Below are 18,625 nucleotides of genomic sequence, written 5' to 3'. Positions count from 1 at the left end.
TGATTATAACATGATTAAAAAAATGCTCAAAAAAACTGCAAAATTTTCAGAAAAAAAGCCGTATTTAACGGTTTTAATAATTATTGTATTAACAATATTCGCTGGAATATCTGCAACAAATGTAAAATCTCAAACTGCATTTGATAAAATGCTTCCCCAAGATGACCCTGTAATAATATCATTCAATGAAGTAAAAGATGAATTTGGAGGAGGTAATGTAGTTATAGTAGCTATAAAATTAAAAGACAGCGACAACAGCAACAAAGTTGATGACATCAGAGACCCCCGTGTTTTTGAATTAGTCAAATACCTTAAAGACACATTTGAAGATTCGGATTACATAACTCGTGTATCCACTCCAACCGATACAATAGTTAATGAAAATAATGGAATTATCCCAAATGACATAGAAACGGTAAAGGAAATATATAAAAATTTGCCCGATGATAAAAAACGGGGAATGTATAATAATGATTTTTCAATGATTACTATCAATTTAGACAGTGATTCAGGAGATAGTAAAGCTATTATGAAAGAGGTATATGACAGACTTGAAGGAGCTCCGGTTCCAGAAGGTGTAGAAATTATACCCACAGGAAGCCCTGCAATGGGAGATTTAATGGGCAAATTAATGGGAATTAGTCAAGCCTATACAACTGGATTGGGTTTAATTGGTGTATTAATTGTATTATTCCTATATTTCAAAAAACCGTTGTCTGCCACCATGCCACTTATTCCAATTCTAATATCTGTGGTATGGACTGGTGGGGCAATGGGATTATTTGGCATACCATTAGATATGGCAACAGCTGGAATGGGTTCTTTATTACTGGGTATGGGTATTGATTATGGAATACATTTAATGCACAGATATAATGAGGAACGGAAATATGGAAAAAATATTGGGGACGCCTTAGAAATAGCCGTGGTATCGACTGGTTCAGCCGTATTTGCCACCACAGCAACAACAATTGCTGGTTTCACTGCCCTAACTTTCGCGCCACTTCCTATGATGGCTAATTTAGGTAAGGTTTGTGGATTGGGTATATTTTTCTGTATGGTTGCAGTTATGACTTTGCTACCTGCCTTAATTGTAATAGAGGAAAAATATATTTTGCCAGCAATTAGAAAAATGGCATCAACAGAAAATTAGAGGTAATACCATGGAAAGAATAAAAAATAAAATTAGAAAAATCAAAAAAGATAATATGAAAAATAAAATGATAAATAAATTCATTTATTCAATATTGCTTATGGCATTTTTATCGATGGCGATAAATTCAAATTATGCCGTTCAAATGGGGGAGCTCCAATATAATCCTTCAACTATACACCCCGGGGACGATGTAGATTTATGGCTAAAAGTAGTAAATGACAATAGCGACAACAATATTAAAGATATTAAAGTATCTATATCGCCACATTATCCATTTGAAATAAAGCAAGTTAATCCCACAAAAGGGACAGCAAATATTCCACATTTAAATATTGGTGAAAGTGATACTACCTACTTTAAATTACATGCAAATGAAGAAGCTACTTCAAGAGATTACAGAATAGATATAACAGTAGAATATACCGAAGTTTCAACCGATAACGGAGAAACCACAGAAACAGAACGAAAATTCACAAAAATATATTATATTCCAGTATATGGAAAGGCAAATTTTGAAATAACTGTTGGAAATGGCAATAATAAAGATAATAGTGCTTTAATACCTTCAAGAACTTCCACGATACCATTAAACATAATAAATAAAGGAACAGGAACGGCAAAACAATGCACAATATCAGTAGGCGGAAATGAACTTATTTCACCCATTGGAACTACAAAATTCTATATTGGAGCACTAAAACCAAATGCCCAAAATACAATATATTTAAATTTACACACAAACGAACGCACACCAGAAAGTTCTTATTTAATCCCTGCCACTATAAAATGGATAGACGAAGATGGAACAGAAAAGACCGAAATTATAAATATTGGTGTAGTGGTGCAAGGAGATATATTATTAGGAATCTCCAATATAATAACGACTCCCAAAGAAATTAAACCCAGCGACGATAAAGTAAGAATTGATGCTACAATTACAAACAACGGACAGGGAAGGGCAAAGGACATACTTTTAAAATTAAAATTAAATGATTCAGTATTTGAAGATAGTTGGAGCTCCGCAAACTTTAAATCTCTCGGAAGTTTAAGTGGTGGAGAAAGTAAAACTGTTAGCTTTTATATTGATGTAGATAAATACGCACCTGCTAAAAAATACACCATTCCATTAACTATGGAATATTTAGACATATACAACCAAAAACACAACACAACCCAAAATATAGAAATATTCGTTCAACCAAAGCCAATAATTGCAATAATACCCGAAAAACAGACATTAACACCCGGAAAAAACAAAATAAAAATAACTGTTAAAAATATAGGGAATACAAGGGGAGAATCAATAAAAGTTAGTGCCATAAAAAATGCGGTTCAACCTTTCGAATTTGACGAAAAAACTGATTACATTGGAACATTAAAACCGGGAGAAACTGGAACTGCAATTATAGAGGTTAAAGTGGATAAAGATGCAGAACCAAAAGATTATAGATTAACTGTGGAGCTCCGTAGCACAGGAGATAGGGAAAGTGGAGACGACAGTATATATATATCCCAAGAGGCCATTGAATTAACCGTAGATAATAAAGATAGTGGAATAACTACTATGGTTATGGCAATTGTAGTAATTGTAGTAATTGTAGGAGTGTATTATAGATATAGTAATAGAAAGAAAAAGGAAGAAACTAATTAATAAAAACCAAGTAATAAATATATTTTATATTTTTATATTTTAACTATTTTTGTTTTGCTATTTTTTTATTTTGCCCTAATTGCAATATTATTTTATAATATAAATTATAATTTACCTATAAAACATAAAAAATATTATCTTTTTTACTCATTATTTTATTTAATTTTCATTGGTGAAATTTATGAACTCATTTGACATTATGAAAGCATCTCAAATAGCCTGTTGTTTGGAGGTTAGCAGTTTTAAACCGGGAAATGTCCATAGAAATAAAGACTATGACGACATAAAATACCATCATTTCCTTAATTCGGGCGTAGCTTTTGGAGACATAATATATAAAGCCTCAAAAGACCCCCAAAACATAGGACAATATATAAAATTGGCAGTTATAGAATCAAAAAAATGGTCGCCATCTAATGCAAATTTAGGTATAATTATGCTACATACCCCCATAGCCACCACAGTAGGACAGATGGAGGAATTTAACATAAATACACTTAAAAGGGAAATAAAAAACACAGTTAAAAACACTACAACAGATGACGCAATTGCTGTTTATGAGGCAATTGAAATAGCCATGCCAAATATAAATCCTCCAAAAGAAGGACCAGATGCCCAAAAAAACGATGCAAAACAGGAATTAAGAGAAAAAAATTTAACGCTATACGATGTTTTCAAAATATCGGCGGATTGGGATAATATATCTTATGAATGGACAGAAGGATTTAATATTTCATTTGAAGGATATAATTTATTAAATAAATATTATGAACAATACAACAATATAAATTTGGCAACAACAAAAACATTTTTAAACATACTTTCAAATTACCCAGATACGCTAATAGCAAGAAAAAAAGACGAAAATACTTCAAAAATGGTATCAGATAAAGCAAAAGAAGTATTAAATAATTTTAATGAAGAGTCGTTATTAAAATTTGATAAATTTCTATCAAATGAAGGAAATAAATTAAATCCAGGAACTACGGCGGATTTAATAGCCTCCTCATTAATGATATTTTTATTGGATAGAATAAATAATAAAAACACGGTGCTATGGTAAATATAGTTGTATATAGATAAAATAAATAATATATAATGTAGGGCATATAATGTAATCATAATATAATATATACCCATATTAAAAAATCATATATTAAAAAATGGTGATTAAATGGAAACTCCAAACACAAAAGACAAATATGAAAAAGTTATGGATTTGGCAAAAAGAAGAGGATATTTATGGAGCTCCTTTGAAATTTATGGTGGTATAGCCGGATTTGTAGATTATGCCCCATTAGGAGCAATGTTAAAAAATAACATCATAGACACATGGAGAAAACATTATATTACAAATGAGGAATTTTACGAAATAGATTGCCCTACAATAACCCCCCACGATGTTTTAAAAGCTTCTGGGCATGTGGATAACTTTACAGACCCTATGATAGAATGTAAAGAATGTTTAGAATCATACAGGGCAGACCATATAATAGAGGAAAATATTGATATAGATACAGAGGGCAAAACCTTAGAGGAATTACAACAATTAATGGAGACTCACAAAATCACATGCCCAAAATGTAGCGGACAATTTGGAGAGGTTAAAAGCTATAATTTAATGTTCCTTACTTCAATAGGCCCAAGTGGAAATAGAATAGGATATATGAGACCAGAAACAGCACAGGGAATATTTATTCAATTTAGAAGATTATCACAGTTTTTTAGAAATAAACTTCCTTTTGGAGTTGCACAAATTGGAAAAGCATACAGAAATGAGATTTCACCAAGGCAGGGAGTAATTAGATTAAGAGAATTTACACAGGCAGAGGCGGAATTTTTCGTGCATCCTACAATAAAGGAGCATAAGAAATTTAAAGAAGTTGAAAATGATGTAATACCCCTATTACCTGCAAGTAGGCAAATGGACGAATCATTGCCAAAAGATGAAAAAGTAATAAATATGTCTTTAAAAGATGCCGTAGAAAATAATATTATTAGGCATGAAACAATTGCATATTTTGTAGCAATTACAAAAAGGTTTTTGTTGGATATAGGTATTGACAGCTCCAAATTAAGATTTAGACAGCATTTACCAGATGAAATGGCACATTATGCTATTGACTGTTGGGATGCCGAAATATACACAGATAGATTTGGCTGGATTGAGTGTGTAGGTATCGCCGATAGAACAGATTTTGACTTAAAAGCACATATGGAGAACAGCGGTGTAGATTTAAGCATATTTGTAGAATATGACGAACCAAAGGAAATTGAGACCTACGAAATAGAATTAAATTATAAAGTTGTGGGCAAAGTATTTAAAAAAGATATGAAATTAGTAAGCGATGCCTTAAATGAATTAGATAATAATGAAATGGAAAAATTAGTAAATACCATTAAAAATGGAGAAGAATATATATTAAAAGTAGGAGATAAAGAATTTACAATATTGGAGGACTATTTAACGGCTAAAAAAGTTCAAAAGAAAGTTATGGGGGAGAAAGTTTTACCTCATGTTATTGAGCCATCTCATGGAATAGATAGAATTACATTCTGTTTGTTGGAACATTCCTTTAATGAGGAAGAGGATAGAACCTATTTAAGTATTAATCCAACAGTATCACCGATTAAAGTTGGTGTATTCCCATTAGTTAATAAACAAGGTATGCCTGAAATTGCCATGGATATAAAGAACAATTTAAGAAAAAACGGAATTCTTGCAGAATATGATGACAGCGGAGCAATAGGAAGAAGATATATGAGAATGGACGAGGTAGGAGCTCCCTTCTGTATTACAGTAGATGGTCAAACCTTAGAGGATAACACCATCACCATAAGGGAAAGAGATTCCAGAGAGCAAATTAGAATAAAAATAGAGGAAGTTGTAGATTATATTAAAAACAAATTATAATAGGTTATTAATGAATTAATTTATTATTTCTTTTTTTGTTTTTATTTATTAAAATAAAATCCTTGTTTTGTACCTCTTTTTTTCAATTCATTTGATATTTCATTTAACAGTGGTAACCTACCTATATTCCATTTTGGAGATATTACAATATTTTTCGGAGCTCTGTCTTTTAATATTCTTTGAATAATTGTATATGGGGAGCTCCTCTCTAAAAAATCACAAACAAGTTTAACATATTGTTGTTTATCAAGTGTTCTATATTTTCCCTTCCAATATAATTGCTCTAATTCCGTATTTTTAAGCACCAACAACGGATATATTTTTAAGGCATCTATTTCTAAATCACCCAATATATATGCCGTATCCATCATATTTTTCCAACCTTCATTTGGTAGTCCCAATATAATATGTCCGCAAACAAAAATATTTCTTTTTTTACAGTTTTTAATGGCATTTTCTGTATCCTCTACGGTATGCCCCCTATTTAAATAATCCAATGTTTTTTGGTTCATAGTTTGAATGCCCAAATCTATCCAAATTTCTTTGCCCTGTTTTACATATTCTTCAAGTATATCCAATACCCCACCATTTAAACAGTCTGGTCTAGTTCCCAAAGATAACCCTATTACATCTTTATAAGATAGTGCAAAATCCCATAATTCTTTTAATTTATCTAAATCACCATAGGTATTTGTTGCAGGATAAAAATATATATAAAATTTTTTTAGCCCTTTTATTTTATGGTGCTTTAATTGGGTTTCGATTTGCTCTTTTAATGAATATTTTAAATTGCAATATGGCGGAACAATATCCCTTCCCATTTTTGGGCAAAAAATACACCCCTTTGTATCAATATTACCATCTTTATTTGGGCATGTGCATCTCGCATCAACTGGTATTTTAAATGTTTTGTAGGGCTTTAATTTTTTCATATATACTCCATATTGGGCTATTTTGTATCCTTCGGAGTAAATTTCATTTACTATGTTTTTTTTAATAATATTGCTATTATTGTAGTTATTGTAATTATTACTATTACAATTACTGTTATTACTATTATTATTCAAAAAATTCACCCGCAAATATTAAATATTCTACCTTCGTATATTCGTTATGATTAATTATATTAAATATAGTTATTATATCAATTATTATTATAAAATAGGACTAATAACATATTAATATATTTTATATATTTGGTGAAGCTATGGAAGATTTTAAACTACACAATGACGAGAAAAAACTTTTAAAAATATTTCAAGAGGCATATGACAATAAAAATATTACAAAATTATCTGTTGAGGGATTAGCAAAAAATGAGCTAATGGGCTCGGAAACAAAGGTAATGAGAACGGCTCTTTGGTTATCTGCGGAAGATAAAAAATTAGTTAATATTATCGAAAATAAATCAAAAATTGCCAAATTAACGGAGGAAGGAAAAAAAGTAGTAGAAAAAGGACTTCCAGAGCGACAGGTTGCAAATTATATGATTGAAAATGATTTAAAAAATATCCCAATTAAAGAATTAGGCAATATTTTAGACAAATCAGAAGTAAATCCTGCATTAGGCAATTTAAAAAAGAAAAAAATAGCTAAAATAGAAAAAGGAAATATAATAATTGAAAATTTGCAGTATGAAGATAAAGAAGAAAATACATTAAACAAAATAAAAATAAATGAAGAAAACAAAAACAGCGATTTAAATAACTACAATGACGAAGAAAAGAAATTAATAAATAATCTCCAAAAAAGAGGATTTATAGCAATTGAGGAAGAAGTAGATAGAGCAATAGAATTAACGGAAAAAGGTATTGAATTTATAAAAAACAACATCATTGAGATAAAAGAAGAAATATCCCAACTAACAAGGGAGCATATTGTAAGTGGGAAATGGAAAGATTGCCACATTAGACCATATGATGCAAAAATACCATCAGAGGAAGTATATCCTGCTAAATTACACCCTATGACACGAATTATAAATGATGTTAAAGAGGTATTAATTGGAATGGGATTTAAAGAGGTAAAAAATCCAATTGTAGAAACAGAATTCTGGAATTTTGATGTTTTATTTGAACCGCAAGACCATCCTGCAAGAGATATGCAAGATACATTCTTTTTAAGATACCCAAATAAAGGAGAAATACCTGAAATGGTAAAGGATATTAAATCAATACATGAAAAAGGAATGGTAGGAGATAAAAAAATATCAAAAGGCTGGAGATATGAATTTGATGAAGAAATATCCAAAAAAACAGTATTAAGAACCCATACAACAGTATCATCAATAAAATATTTAGCCTCATTAACAGATGAAGAAAAAGAAAAACCCCATAAAATATTTAGCATAGATAGAGTATTTAGAAATGAGGCAATAGATTATAGTCATTTGCCTGAGTTTTATCAGTGTGAGGGCATAATATTAGCCGAGGGTGTGCATTTTGACAATTTAATTGGATTATTAAAAGAATTTTTAAATAGATTAGGATTTGAACAGGTGAGAATTAGACCTGCATACTTCCCATTCACAGAACCATCATTGGAAGCCGAGGTATTCGTAGAGGGCAGAGGTTGGTTGGAGCTCCTTGGTGCGGGAGTATTTAGGCCCGAAGTAGTAGAGCCATTGGGAATAAATAAACCAGTTTTGGCATGGGGAATTGGATTAAGTAGATTGGCAATGTTAAGATGGGGATTAACAGATATTAGGGAGCTCCATAAAAATGAATTAAATTGGTTGAAAAAGGCATAGTATAAAATATTATAGTTAATATTCATAACTGTAAAGAGAGAAATAATGAACAACAACAAAATAATAAAAGATGCATATTTGGAGTCCATAACTAATAAAAGATGCGGGGATAAAATAGAGGAGCTCCTATATATTCAAAATAAAATATTAAATGCTAAAAAAATTGTAGTTGCTACAAATAATAAAAAGAAATTTGACATAATAAATAACATCTTAATATCTTTATTTAAAAATTATGATAAACCATTGCCAACTATTGAAAAATTAGACCTGCCCACAAATTCTGTTGATTTAACTAGATTTCCAGCGATTAATAAAGGATTAATTGCAGTGGATACCTCCGATGCCGATATTGTTATAGCAAGAGGTAGGCTTGGAGCTCCGGGCTCTGGCTCCATGCTAATAATCATGAATAATAAAGGTAGATGTTTATCTGCGTCCCTTTCCCCAACATCTTTAATTCATAAAAAAGATATTGAAGATGCCGTTAAAGATGAACTTAATGAAGCACTTGAACGAATTGGAATTAATATTGATATTAGTATTTGATATATTATTATACAGATAAATTTTATTGGTGATATTATGAAATATGGAATTACTGAAACAGTAAAAACAATAAATTCTAAAATAAAAATTAATGATATTATATACAACATAGTAGAAAAAAAAGCAAATGCCATAAAATATTTTTTAGAGGGGGAAGAATTTAATCAGGCAATTGTATTTGGGGCATATTTATGTGGTAATTTTGTTGCGGACGCCCTTACAAAAGATTGTGATGAAGTAATACTTGTAGATGTTCATCCACATTTAAAAGAAATCATAATTAATGAAAAAATAAAATTTATGGACTCATCAAAATTTAATTTAAGTTTAAGAAATGGCGAATTAAATCCTGATTTAGTGGTGGATTTAACAGGAATTGGGGGCCTATCTCCTGAAATAATATCAAAATTAAATCCTTCGGTGTTAATTGTAGAAAATCCAAAAGGTACATTTGATAAAGATATAAATAATATAGATAATTCAGTGGATAGATTGAATAAAGGCGTAAAAAGAGGTCTTTTAAATACATTTAGAACCTCAAAAGTATCAAAAACATCTGGAAGTATGACTCTTGTAATAGATACAGTTATGGATTCTTGCAATGACTTAAAAGAGTTAGATGGTGTATTATATGCCCTTCCCAATTTAAAATATTATGAAGGCATATTATTCCACGAAAAAGACATTAGAAAATTTATAGATGAAGTAAATACTCCTGCCATAACAGTAAGTTGTTTAGACGAAGATCTTGAAAATGAAATAAATAATATATTATTAAAAAATATAGATAGAATATATTCTTATGTTGAAAAAATAAAATAATAAACTCTAAGTCATATGACACAAAAGGGCGTAAAAAATTCCCGAACGAAATACAATAAAATTATTAATAATAATGATTTAAAATAAAATATATCATATCTTCATTTATGTTTCTTCATTATTTTTTACTTTTTATTAACTTTATTATATTTTATTTGCCACTATTTTAAGAGCATTTATAAACTCTTCTTTTTTTGGAATAACTACTGCAACCGGAATTCTTACAACTTTTTCAATACTTGAACTAACAATGGGGGCACAAATTATTGCCTTAACGCCTTCTCGTTCTGCCAGTATTGCTGCTGTTATGCATTCTTCAAGAGTATTTGAAGGATATTCTTTTAATAAATAATCCTTTCCATTTACTGAAAATATTTTATGTTGAATTTGATTTAAAGCAGGTCGTGCTGCAATCACGGCTATTTTATCTAATTCGTTATCATTTTGTTCAAATTTTTTAATTGTATCTATTATTTTTATTAAAGTGGATATTCTAAAATCCCTGCCCTGAATTACCTTATATAATGTGCTATATGGTATATCAGACAATTCTGAAAATTCCTTCAAAGGAACATTTAATTCTAAAAGAATCTTTTTAAATTCGTCTATAAAGTTATTGGAATCCAAACTTAATAGTAATCGTTGATGTGCTTTCATAATCTCACAATATATAAAAAAGAAAGGATAATATGTAGAAAATAAATATATAAATATTAATTATATATATTAGGTTATAATTATACGATATAATCAATATTTAATGAGGATTTTGTTTTTTGAGTGTTTTTTGGGATTATCCTTCTTCCATTGTTTTTTTCCTTCCCAAGTATGTTTGCGGATTTTACTCCTGTGATTATGGTCATAACTCTTATGCACCCTTCCATTGATGGGTCAAGTCGAGCCCCCCAAATTACATTTGCATTTTGGTCCATACTTTGAGTTATACCTTCTCCTATGGCATTTGCTTCACCAATTGTTAAATCTGTGCCTCCGGTGATATGGATTATTGCACCCGTAGCTCCTGCATAATCCACATCCAATAATGGGCAGCTCAAAGTATCTTTAACAACTTTCTCTATTCTATCTCCTTTTGTTTCATAATCTACCTCTCCAACCCCGATCATAGCAACGCCACCATCAGTCATAACAGACCTAACATCAGCATAGTCAATATTAATAAGACTCTTCTGAGATATTGTTTCTGTAATTCCTTTTACTGCCTGAGCAATAATTTCATCGGCAACTTTAAATGCCTCATTTAATGGCAAATTTGGAACAAACTCAACCAGTCTGTTATTATCTATTACAATAACAGTATCACAAGCTTCTGTTAGTCTTGCAAGTCCTTCGTCAGCCTTTTTTAATCTTGCTCTTTCTATTTTAAATGGATATGTAACCATTCCAATAACAACGGCACCATTTTCCTTTGCTATTTCTGCCACAACTGGTGCGGAGCCTGTTCCTGTTCCTCCCCCCATCCCTGCTGTAACAAACACTAAATCAGCATTTTTTAAAACATCTTCTAATACATTTTTTGCCAATTCAGCGGATTTTTTTCCTATTTCTGGGTACCCTCCTGCCCCCAATCCTCTTGTTAATGTAGAGCCGATTAAAATTTTTTTATCTGCATTTACATGTTCTAAATGTTGTTTATCGGTATTTAAAGCCATTGTTTCGGCCCCTTCAATACCTATTTCCGTTAATCTATGGATAGTATTATTTCCTGCGCCCCCGCATCCTATTACTATTATACTTGCATTTCCAAAATCATCTCTTGACGCGTTTTTATTATGTATTTCTTCTGAATTACTTGATAATGCCTCATTAACCAATCTCATAATATTCCTCTTTTTTTTATTTAATATATATTTATTATATTATGGTTTATATAGTGTTCTATTACATATATGGGCATATGTAATATCTATAATTATATATAATAACCATAAGATTTATTAATGTTTATGTCTATCGTTATCGCAAAGTATATATAGTGATAACATAAAGTATAATATGGCTAGGCTGGGGGGTTAGGCGTCCCTTGTAATCTGAAACCGCCTTTATGCAGAAGCCGAAAACTTGGGAGAGGTATGTATATTTACCATTCATTCCTGAGCTTTGTGGTGATATTTCGTCCTATGGGGTATAGGTGGTAAGGGAGCTCCATCTGTAGGGATGGAGAAAACTCTTTTTATTTGCCGAACCCCGCCAGGTCCGGAAGGGAGCAACGGTAGGCGGAACTCCGACGCCCATAGGGTAGCGGAATTGAACAGAACTTAGGGGCAATGGATGGTAAATTGCATATCCATCCCAAGGAAGCCACTTTTTTAAAAACGATAACAATATATTAATTTAATTTTGTGATTTTATGCTTTTTGGAATTATTTCAGACACCCATATAACCGATAGAGTGGGGGAGCTCCCTGACGAAATATATGATAAATTTAAAAATGTAAATAAAATAATACATTGTGGAGATATTACTTCAAATGGTATATTGGATAATTTAAATAGTATTGATGGTGTATCAGAAGTTATTGCAGTTAAAGGCAATATGGATACTATGGCATTGCCAAAAGAAATATTTTTGGAGATAAATGGTTTTAAAATCGGAATATTTCATGGAGATAAAATATACCCGAGGGGAGATTTATTAAAAATGAAGTATTATTGTTTGGAAAATGAATTAGATGTTCTTATATCAGGACATACTCATATACCACTTATAAAAAAAATAACCATTCCAGAATTGAATAAAAATATATTGTTATTAAATCCCGGTAGCCCAACTGTTCCGCGGTTTCCATTAAAAACGGTTATGTCGTTCGAAATTAAAAAAGATGTTTTAAAACCAGAAATAATTTTAATAGAATGAATAAAGGAATAAAAAAATAAATAAAAAATTATTAATTAAATATATGAATATATTTTTTTAAGTTTGGAAACATATATTTTTTGTTTTTCCTCTACTTCTTTTTCGCTGTAATCAAGGGCATTTGTTGGACAGGCTAATTTACATACTTCTTCATCTAATTCATAGCATCCATTACATTTATATGCAACTTTTGAACTTAAATCCATTCTCATAGCCCCAAATGGACAGGCACTTACACATAACTCGCACCCGATACATTCATCACTAATTACTACTACTTTATCATTTATTCTTTTAATTGCCCCTTCTGGACATATATTTAAACAAGGTGCATCTTCACAGTGCATACATTTTAATGGCACCCCATCTATTACAATCATGCCATTATTTGGGCATACCCTTTCGCATCTTTTACAATCCACGCAATTTTTGACATTTGGCATTAGTTTCATTATTTCACCAAAAATATAAAATAAAAATAAGAAAAATATAGAATCTATTCAGGAGCTCCTAGGTAGTAAGGATATTCCAACTAATTTTTTAATATATAATTTTAATTTACTGTTTTAATGGGTTTCCTACTTTTGCAGAGCTTGCTATTTTTGAGACAATATTTCCTCTGCCTTTATTGCCACTTGAAGGCTTGTTTAATTTAGCAAAATTCTCAATAACTTTGTCTCTTTTAGAGAATATTGTATCATTTACATCCAAAGCATCTAAACATCTTTTTGAGCATGCTTTTACACAGGCACATTCTCCTTCCTGTTCAGAGCATAATATACATTTATTTGCCACATCGGACATAACAATTGCCCCAAATGGACATGCCATAGGACATAATCCACATCCAATGCATTTTTCTTCATCTAAATAAACGGTTCCATCATCTAAATGATATATTGCATCTACTGGACATACCTCCTTACATGGTGCAGATGCACAATGTTGGCATACTATTGGAAGATATTTTTCTTCATGTTCCAATATTGCAATCCTGCTTATTTTGTGGAGCTCCATGCATGCTTTTACACAGTCCCCGCAATTATCGCATTCATTATTTTTCATCATTATTTTTTTCATAATTCCACCGCCATAACAATAAACTAATATATTAAATTAAAAAGCTAAAAATTAAAAATTATTAATTAAAAAAAATTATATAATAATTTAAATTTTTAATTTTATTTAATATCCCAATAATTTGCATTTCTCATCAACTGCCTTTTGTAACATTTCAACATCTTCATTTGTTAGATGCCTATATCTTTTTTGTGGTTTTAAATATTCAATTAATGGTTTTCTTTTAGCTGGTTTGTATGATATTTTAAAATCTCCATTCTCAATTTCATACAATGGAAATACTCCTGTTTCTACTGCCAATCTTCCCAATTTTACAGTATCTTTTGTTTCATATCTCCATCCTGTGGTACATGGTTGGAATACATGTATAAAAGCAGGCCCATCTATTTCGCATGCTTTTTTAACTTTCTTCATGAAGTCCTCAGGATAACTTAAACATGCCGTAGCCACATATGGAACACCATGAGCTGCTACAATCATAGGCATGTCTTTTTTAGGCATGTCCTCTCCTCTAATTACACTACCCGCTGGTGATGTTGTAGTTGAAGCCATTAATGGCGTAGAACTACTTCTTTGAATTCCTGTATTCATATATGCTTCATTATCATACATTATGTAGAGCATATTATGTCCTCTTTCCATTGCTCCACTTAATGCTTGGAATCCAATATCTGCGGTCCCTCCATCTCCACCAAATGCTATAACATTTATTTTTTTATCGGAGAATTTTCCTCTTTTTCTTTGAAGTGCTTTTACAGCACTTTCCATACCACTTGCAACTGCTGCAACATTCTCAAATGCAACATGAATCCAAGGCACATTCCAAGCTGTTTCAGGATATGGTGTGGTCATAACCTCCAAACAACCTGTTGCATTTGCTACTATTGTATCTTTTCCAGCTGCCTTTAACGCCTGTCTAACAATAATTGATGCCCCACAACCAGCACATCCCCTATGTCCCGGTGCAAGGAGCTCCTCTCGTGGAAATTGATTTGTCATATAATCACCTAATTTTATTTATTTTTATAATGTTTTTTATTGATTTAATCCAACCCATTTTGTTTCGCCATCTTCTGCATTTTCAGCATGTTTTATTATGCCTTCAATATCCTCTGGTTTTATATCTCTTCCACCCAATCCAATAATGTAATTAGCGGTTTTTTTATCTTTCAGCGTATGGGCCAAATCTACAAATAAAGCTCCTTTATCCATACCAAGAACAATGTTTTTATCCAATATTGCTATATTTTCAGCATTTTTTAGGGCTTCTTTAATGTGTTTTGTAGGTAATGGCCTATATGTAATTACTCTTAATAAACCGTATTCTTCGCCTTTTTCTTTTAATCCATCAATTACTTCTTTAATTGTTCCACAAATTGAACCCATTGCCACAAATACAGTTTTTGCATTTTCTAAATTGTATTCTTCAATTAATCCGTTTCCATTCACTCCTCCGAATTTTTCAGAATACTCTTTATTTATTTTTAAGATTACATCTTCTGCATTTTCGATAGCTTTTTGAATATCATATTTTGACTCCATATAATATTCTGGAACACCAACTGCACCTTGGGTAATAGGTCTATCTGGGTCCATGTATGTATGTTTCGGTTCGTATATGCCAACAAATTCTTTTACTGCATCTTCATCAGGTAATGTTACAGGCTCTACTGTATGGGTTAATATAAATCCATCTAAATTAACCATAACAGGTAGTAATACATCTTCATGCTCTCCTATCCTGAATGCCTGTATTATTAAATCAAGAGTTTCTTGGTTGTCCTCTGCATACATTTGAATCCATCCGGTATCTCTTTGTGAAATACTGTCTTGCTGGTCATTCCAAATGTTGATTGGTGCAGATAAAGCCCTATTTGCATTCATCATAATAATTGGAAGCCTCATTCCACTTGCGGCAAATAACATTTCATGCATTAATGCCAATCCTTGTGAAGAAGTTGCTGTAAATGTTCTTGCACCTACGGCACTTGCCCCCATACAGGCACTCATTGCCGAATGTTCGCTTTCTACTTTAATATATTCAGCATCTAATTCCCCATTTGCAACAAACTCAGCTAATTTTTCCACGGCTGTTGTTTGAGGTGTTATTGGGTATGCTGCAATAACATCCACATCACATAATCGTGCAGCTTCCGCAGCAGCGGATGTTCCTGTGATAATTTTAACTTTACTCATGAATCACACCTTTTATTTGTATATTGTTAAATATTGCTTAAAATAACAAACAATTATATTGAATTCCTTTTAATTATAACAAATTATTATTGCTATTGACATTGCCATAATTATAATTATTATGAATTATTTCTCTTCCCTTGCACTGGTTACTGCATTAACTGGACATTCTTCTACACAAATCAAACACCCTTTGCAATAATCATAATCTATTTTAAATTTACCATCTTCGCCCTCTATAATTGAGGAATCTGGACAAAATATAAAGCAATTCTCGCACATAATACATTTATCGCTATCCATTGTAGGTATAAATACCCTCCAACTTCCAGTTTTATTATTTCGGGAGCTCCCTGGTTCATATATTATAGCACCGATTGTAGTCATAAAATCACCTAATTATTTTATACTATTTATTTATTGTATGTATCTTAGTATGCCGTATTTTACATATTTACTTTTTAACGGCATTGTATGCAACTTCTGCTGCTTTTGCGTTTTTCTCAGCTAATTTTTTAGGGAATGAATCCATTATAGCTTCTTTGAGTGCTTCTATACTCACTTCTCCAGTCACTCCTGCGAATGCCCCCAATATTGATGTATTTACGATAGGTAATCCTAACACATCAAGTGCAATTCCTGTTGCGTCCACACAGAATACATCATATCCCTCAAATTTTATGTCCTTTGTGGTGTTTATAATTATTTTACCGCCTTCTTTTAATCCACTTTTTACATCTATAGAATCCAATAAAGAGGGGTCTTGAACTACAACATAATCTGGTTCATATATCTGACTTCTTATTCTTATTTTTTTATCGTCGATTCTTGTGAAAGCTATAACCGGAGCTCCCCTTCTCTCAACACCGAAAAATGGAAATGCTTGGGCAAAATTTCCATCTATAAAGGTTGCTTTTGCTAAAAGCTGTGCTGCGGTTACGGCTCCTTGTCCTCCTCGCCCGTGAAATCTAACTTCTATCATTCAATTCACCTCAAAATACATAACGCTGTAATCAATATGCCATAATACAAGAATAGTAATGTTATATGTAGCATAACATAAATAATAGTTAATTATAAAATAAACAATAATGCTAATATTAATAGCAATAATAATATAGATATTCAAAAATATTATTCATCATTATTAATCATTACATACAACAATATGATATAATATTATATAAATCTTTTTGTTATTCGATAATTGCCGTAAATAAATTTCCTATTTAGAGACAATAATTAAATAATAATATCTAAATTTAAATTAACAATTTATATAGAGGGATATAATGAACATTAAATTAAATAATATAACCATATCGTCAATAGCCCATATAACAGAGGACGAAGATAAAGTATTAAGTAGTATGGCATACTTTATTCCTCCGGAAATAGATGATGACGACATAAATATATCTACAATAGATACAGAAGGATGTTTTGGAAATCCAATACGAATTCATGAAATAGTATTAACTAAAAAACCAGCTAAAAAAACATTTAAGAGAATTATGGATTTATTAAAAAGAGATGAAAGAAATGTTAATAAATTAAAAAATGACATATCTACAAGAATAGAAAAAGGAAAAATATATTTAAGATTCGATAAACAATTGGCCTGTGTTGGAAAATGTAAATTAGTAGATGGAGATGATGTAGTAAGAATAGTCCTTGGTTTTAATGTTTATGCCACAAAAGAAAAAGAAGAAGCCGTAAAAGAAACCATATTAAATGAATTAGATAACTGGGATTTTAGTGTGATTGAAAAAAAATAAAATTTAAATGGGGCGAAATATGAATAATAATAATAATAATAATAATAACTACAATTATATAGATTCCCATTGTCATATTGAAGATAAATCATTTAATAAAAACAGAGATGCCATTATTAAAAATGCAATGAATAATAATGTTAAAATTATAACAAGTGGTGCAAATCTTGGTGGATGCGAGAGGGCTTTGAAAATTAAAAAAGATTATTCTGATATATATAATATTTATTTAACTTTGGGGTTTCACCCCTGCTACACTAATGCAGATGATTATGTAATAAATAAAGTATATGATTTAATATTAAAAAACGAAAAAAATATTGTTGGAATAGGGGAAATTGGATTGGACATAAATACGGTGAATATTAATAATCCCGACCGCCAAAAAAATATATTTGTTAAATTTATAGATTTGGCAAATGAGTTAAACAAACCAATTGTAGTTCATGCAAGAGGAAGGGAAGAGGAATGTTATAACACCATAACGGGCAGTAGTAAATTTAATAATATAATATCCATGTTTCATTGTTATAGTGGAGATATTGAATTAGCAAATAAATTAATAAATGCAGGACATTATATTTCAATATCTACCTTGGTATGTTTCTCGGAGCTCCATGTAAATCTTGTAAAAAATCTTGAATTAGAAAATATTGTGGTTGAAACCGATAGTCCATATTTATCCCCCATAAAGGGAGAAAAAAACCTACCAACAAATGTAATAAAGGTTGTAGAAAAAATATATGACATAAAAAAAGAGGAAGAAACATATAATTATGATGAAATTGTTAATATTATTTATAGAAATACAAAAATATTATTCAATATTTAAAATATATAATAAAAAATATGATG

General features: G+C 30.7%; 19 protein-coding genes and 1 other RNA gene. 11 read left to right on the top strand and 9 right to left on the bottom strand.

From position 1 onward, the window contains the following. The first annotated feature begins 10 nt into the window (after positions 1-10). The 4 genes from MAEO_RS06610 (at position 11) to glyS (ending at position 5,721) form a co-directional block, all read left to right on the top strand. Positions 11-1,153: an efflux RND transporter permease subunit gene (locus tag MAEO_RS06610; RefSeq protein WP_011974005.1), complete on the top strand. Its 1,143-nt coding sequence runs from the start codon at positions 11-13 to the stop codon at positions 1,151-1,153. Positions 1,154-1,163: 10 nt separating this feature from the next. Beyond that, entirely contained in the window at positions 1,164-2,807 is a 1,644-nt protein-coding gene (locus tag MAEO_RS06605; RefSeq protein ID WP_011974004.1) for a COG1361 S-layer family protein, read from the top strand. A 181-nt stretch (positions 2,808-2,988) separates the two neighbouring features. Continuing rightward, a complete protein-coding gene (locus MAEO_RS06600; RefSeq protein WP_011974003.1) occupies positions 2,989-3,870 on the top strand; it encodes a triphosphoribosyl-dephospho-CoA synthase in 882 nt (293 codons plus the stop codon). Between the two features lie 111 nt (positions 3,871-3,981). Then, entirely contained in the window at positions 3,982-5,721 is a 1,740-nt protein-coding gene (gene glyS / locus MAEO_RS06595) for a glycine--tRNA ligase (protein ID WP_011974002.1), read from the top strand. Between the two features lie 41 nt (positions 5,722-5,762). Here the strand turns inward: glyS and MAEO_RS06590 are convergent, their stop codons facing one another. Beyond that, on the bottom strand, positions 5,763-6,788 hold the full coding sequence (locus MAEO_RS06590) for a TIGR01212 family radical SAM protein (RefSeq protein WP_011974001.1): 1,026 nt from the start codon (positions 6,786-6,788) through the stop codon (positions 5,763-5,765). Positions 6,789-6,928: 140 nt separating this feature from the next. Between MAEO_RS06590 and pheS the strand changes: the two genes are divergently transcribed. The 3 genes from pheS to MAEO_RS06575 are packed head-to-tail and all read left to right on the top strand — an operon-like array spanning position 6,929 to position 9,841. Continuing rightward, positions 6,929-8,470 (top strand): phenylalanine--tRNA ligase subunit alpha, encoded by a 1,542-nt coding sequence (gene pheS / locus MAEO_RS06585; protein WP_011974000.1) that lies wholly within the window; start codon positions 6,929-6,931, stop codon positions 8,468-8,470. A 45-nt stretch (positions 8,471-8,515) separates the two neighbouring features. Next, on the top strand, positions 8,516-9,019 hold the full coding sequence (locus MAEO_RS06580; RefSeq protein WP_011973999.1) for a DUF3236 domain-containing protein: 504 nt from the start codon (positions 8,516-8,518) through the stop codon (positions 9,017-9,019). A 36-nt stretch (positions 9,020-9,055) separates the two neighbouring features. Beyond that, on the top strand, positions 9,056-9,841 hold the full coding sequence (locus MAEO_RS06575) for a DUF1188 domain-containing protein (protein ID WP_011973998.1): 786 nt from the start codon (positions 9,056-9,058) through the stop codon (positions 9,839-9,841). A 144-nt stretch (positions 9,842-9,985) separates the two neighbouring features. Here the strand turns inward: MAEO_RS06575 and MAEO_RS06570 are convergent, their stop codons facing one another. Continuing rightward, a complete protein-coding gene (locus MAEO_RS06570; RefSeq protein ID WP_011973997.1) occupies positions 9,986-10,498 on the bottom strand; it encodes a transcriptional regulator in 513 nt (170 codons plus the stop codon). 80 nt (positions 10,499-10,578) lie between these two features. Beyond that, positions 10,579-11,679, bottom strand: coding sequence for a cell division protein FtsZ (ftsZ, locus tag MAEO_RS06565; RefSeq protein WP_011973996.1), 1,101 nt, complete (start codon positions 11,677-11,679; stop codon positions 10,579-10,581). Positions 11,680-11,851: 172 nt separating this feature from the next. Between ftsZ and ffs the strand changes: the two genes are divergently transcribed. Together ffs and MAEO_RS06560 are read left to right on the top strand one after the other, a co-directional pair. Further along, positions 11,852-12,167: signal recognition particle sRNA (gene ffs / locus MAEO_RS07830), an RNA gene on the top strand. Between the two features lie 42 nt (positions 12,168-12,209). After that, positions 12,210-12,716 (top strand): YfcE family phosphodiesterase, encoded by a 507-nt coding sequence (locus MAEO_RS06560; protein WP_011973995.1) that lies wholly within the window; start codon positions 12,210-12,212, stop codon positions 12,714-12,716. Between the two features lie 35 nt (positions 12,717-12,751). Here the strand turns inward: MAEO_RS06560 and MAEO_RS06555 are convergent, their stop codons facing one another. The 6 genes from MAEO_RS06555 to MAEO_RS06530 form a co-directional block, all read right to left on the bottom strand. Next, positions 12,752-13,168, bottom strand: coding sequence for a 4Fe-4S dicluster domain-containing protein (locus MAEO_RS06555; protein ID WP_011973994.1), 417 nt, complete (start codon positions 13,166-13,168; stop codon positions 12,752-12,754). Positions 13,169-13,274: 106 nt separating this feature from the next. Continuing rightward, the gene (locus tag MAEO_RS06550; RefSeq protein WP_011973993.1) at positions 13,275-13,796 is read right to left on the bottom strand and encodes a 4Fe-4S dicluster domain-containing protein; all 522 of its coding nucleotides are present in this window, start codon (positions 13,794-13,796) and stop codon (positions 13,275-13,277) included. 105 nt (positions 13,797-13,901) lie between these two features. Continuing rightward, the gene (gene porB / locus MAEO_RS06545; protein ID WP_011973992.1) at positions 13,902-14,795 is read right to left on the bottom strand and encodes a pyruvate synthase subunit PorB; all 894 of its coding nucleotides are present in this window, start codon (positions 14,793-14,795) and stop codon (positions 13,902-13,904) included. A 36-nt stretch (positions 14,796-14,831) separates the two neighbouring features. Beyond that, positions 14,832-15,992, bottom strand: coding sequence for a pyruvate synthase subunit PorA (gene porA / locus MAEO_RS06540; protein WP_011973991.1), 1,161 nt, complete (start codon positions 15,990-15,992; stop codon positions 14,832-14,834). A 126-nt stretch (positions 15,993-16,118) separates the two neighbouring features. Next, positions 16,119-16,379, bottom strand: a complete 261-nt coding sequence (gene porD / locus MAEO_RS06535) for a pyruvate synthase subunit PorD (protein WP_011973990.1) — start codon at positions 16,377-16,379, stop codon at positions 16,119-16,121. A 67-nt stretch (positions 16,380-16,446) separates the two neighbouring features. Next, complete coding sequence (locus MAEO_RS06530; protein ID WP_011973989.1) at positions 16,447-16,974, bottom strand: pyruvate ferredoxin oxidoreductase subunit gamma; 528 nt, start codon at positions 16,972-16,974, stop codon at positions 16,447-16,449. Positions 16,975-17,284: 310 nt separating this feature from the next. Here MAEO_RS06530 and MAEO_RS06525 point away from each other — a divergent pair, with 310 nt between their 5' ends. Next, positions 17,285-17,770: an RNA-binding domain-containing protein gene (locus tag MAEO_RS06525; protein WP_011973988.1), complete on the top strand. Its 486-nt coding sequence runs from the start codon at positions 17,285-17,287 to the stop codon at positions 17,768-17,770. Positions 17,771-17,789: 19 nt separating this feature from the next. Further along, entirely contained in the window at positions 17,790-18,602 is an 813-nt protein-coding gene (locus MAEO_RS06520) for a TatD family hydrolase (protein ID WP_011973987.1), read from the top strand. The last annotated feature ends 23 nt before the right edge of the window (positions 18,603-18,625 follow it).

It is taken from the genome of Methanococcus aeolicus Nankai-3, assembly GCF_000017185.1.
Lineage (GTDB): Archaea > AGJL01 > Methanococci > Methanococcales > Methanococcaceae > Methanofervidicoccus > Methanofervidicoccus aeolicus.
The sequence above is the reverse complement of the archived record's forward strand: the minus strand, read 5'-3'. Positions and strand labels throughout refer to the sequence as shown.

Coding starts and splice junctions, on each gene's coding strand:
- MAEO_RS06530 (WP_011973989.1), bottom strand. CDS start 16,974: ATGATAGAAGTTAGATTTCACGGGCGAGGAGGACAAGGAGCCGTAACC.
- MAEO_RS06520 (WP_011973987.1), top strand. CDS start 17,790: ATGAATAATAATAATAATAATAATAATAACTACAATTATATAGATTCC.
- glyS (WP_011974002.1), top strand. CDS start 3,982: ATGGAAACTCCAAACACAAAAGACAAATATGAAAAAGTTATGGATTTG.
- porA (WP_011973991.1), bottom strand. CDS start 15,992: ATGAGTAAAGTTAAAATTATCACAGGAACATCCGCTGCTGCGGAAGCT.
- MAEO_RS06575 (WP_011973998.1), top strand. CDS start 9,056: ATGAAATATGGAATTACTGAAACAGTAAAAACAATAAATTCTAAAATA.
- MAEO_RS06550 (WP_011973993.1), bottom strand. CDS start 13,796: ATGAAAAAAATAATGATGAAAAATAATGAATGCGATAATTGCGGGGAC.
- MAEO_RS06525 (WP_011973988.1), top strand. CDS start 17,285: ATGAACATTAAATTAAATAATATAACCATATCGTCAATAGCCCATATA.
- porB (WP_011973992.1), bottom strand. CDS start 14,795: ATGACAAATCAATTTCCACGAGAGGAGCTCCTTGCACCGGGACATAGG.
- MAEO_RS06580 (WP_011973999.1), top strand. CDS start 8,516: ATGAACAACAACAAAATAATAAAAGATGCATATTTGGAGTCCATAACT.
- MAEO_RS06560 (WP_011973995.1), top strand. CDS start 12,210: ATGCTTTTTGGAATTATTTCAGACACCCATATAACCGATAGAGTGGGG.
- MAEO_RS06555 (WP_011973994.1), bottom strand. CDS start 13,168: ATGAAACTAATGCCAAATGTCAAAAATTGCGTGGATTGTAAAAGATGC.
- ftsZ (WP_011973996.1), bottom strand. CDS start 11,679: ATGAGATTGGTTAATGAGGCATTATCAAGTAATTCAGAAGAAATACAT.
- MAEO_RS06570 (WP_011973997.1), bottom strand. CDS start 10,498: ATGAAAGCACATCAACGATTACTATTAAGTTTGGATTCCAATAACTTT.
- pheS (WP_011974000.1), top strand. CDS start 6,929: ATGGAAGATTTTAAACTACACAATGACGAGAAAAAACTTTTAAAAATA.
- MAEO_RS06610 (WP_011974005.1), top strand. CDS start 11: ATGATTAAAAAAATGCTCAAAAAAACTGCAAAATTTTCAGAAAAAAAG.
- MAEO_RS06605 (WP_011974004.1), top strand. CDS start 1,164: ATGGAAAGAATAAAAAATAAAATTAGAAAAATCAAAAAAGATAATATG.
- MAEO_RS06600 (WP_011974003.1), top strand. CDS start 2,989: ATGAACTCATTTGACATTATGAAAGCATCTCAAATAGCCTGTTGTTTG.
- porD (WP_011973990.1), bottom strand. CDS start 16,379: ATGACTACAATCGGTGCTATAATATATGAACCAGGGAGCTCCCGAAAT.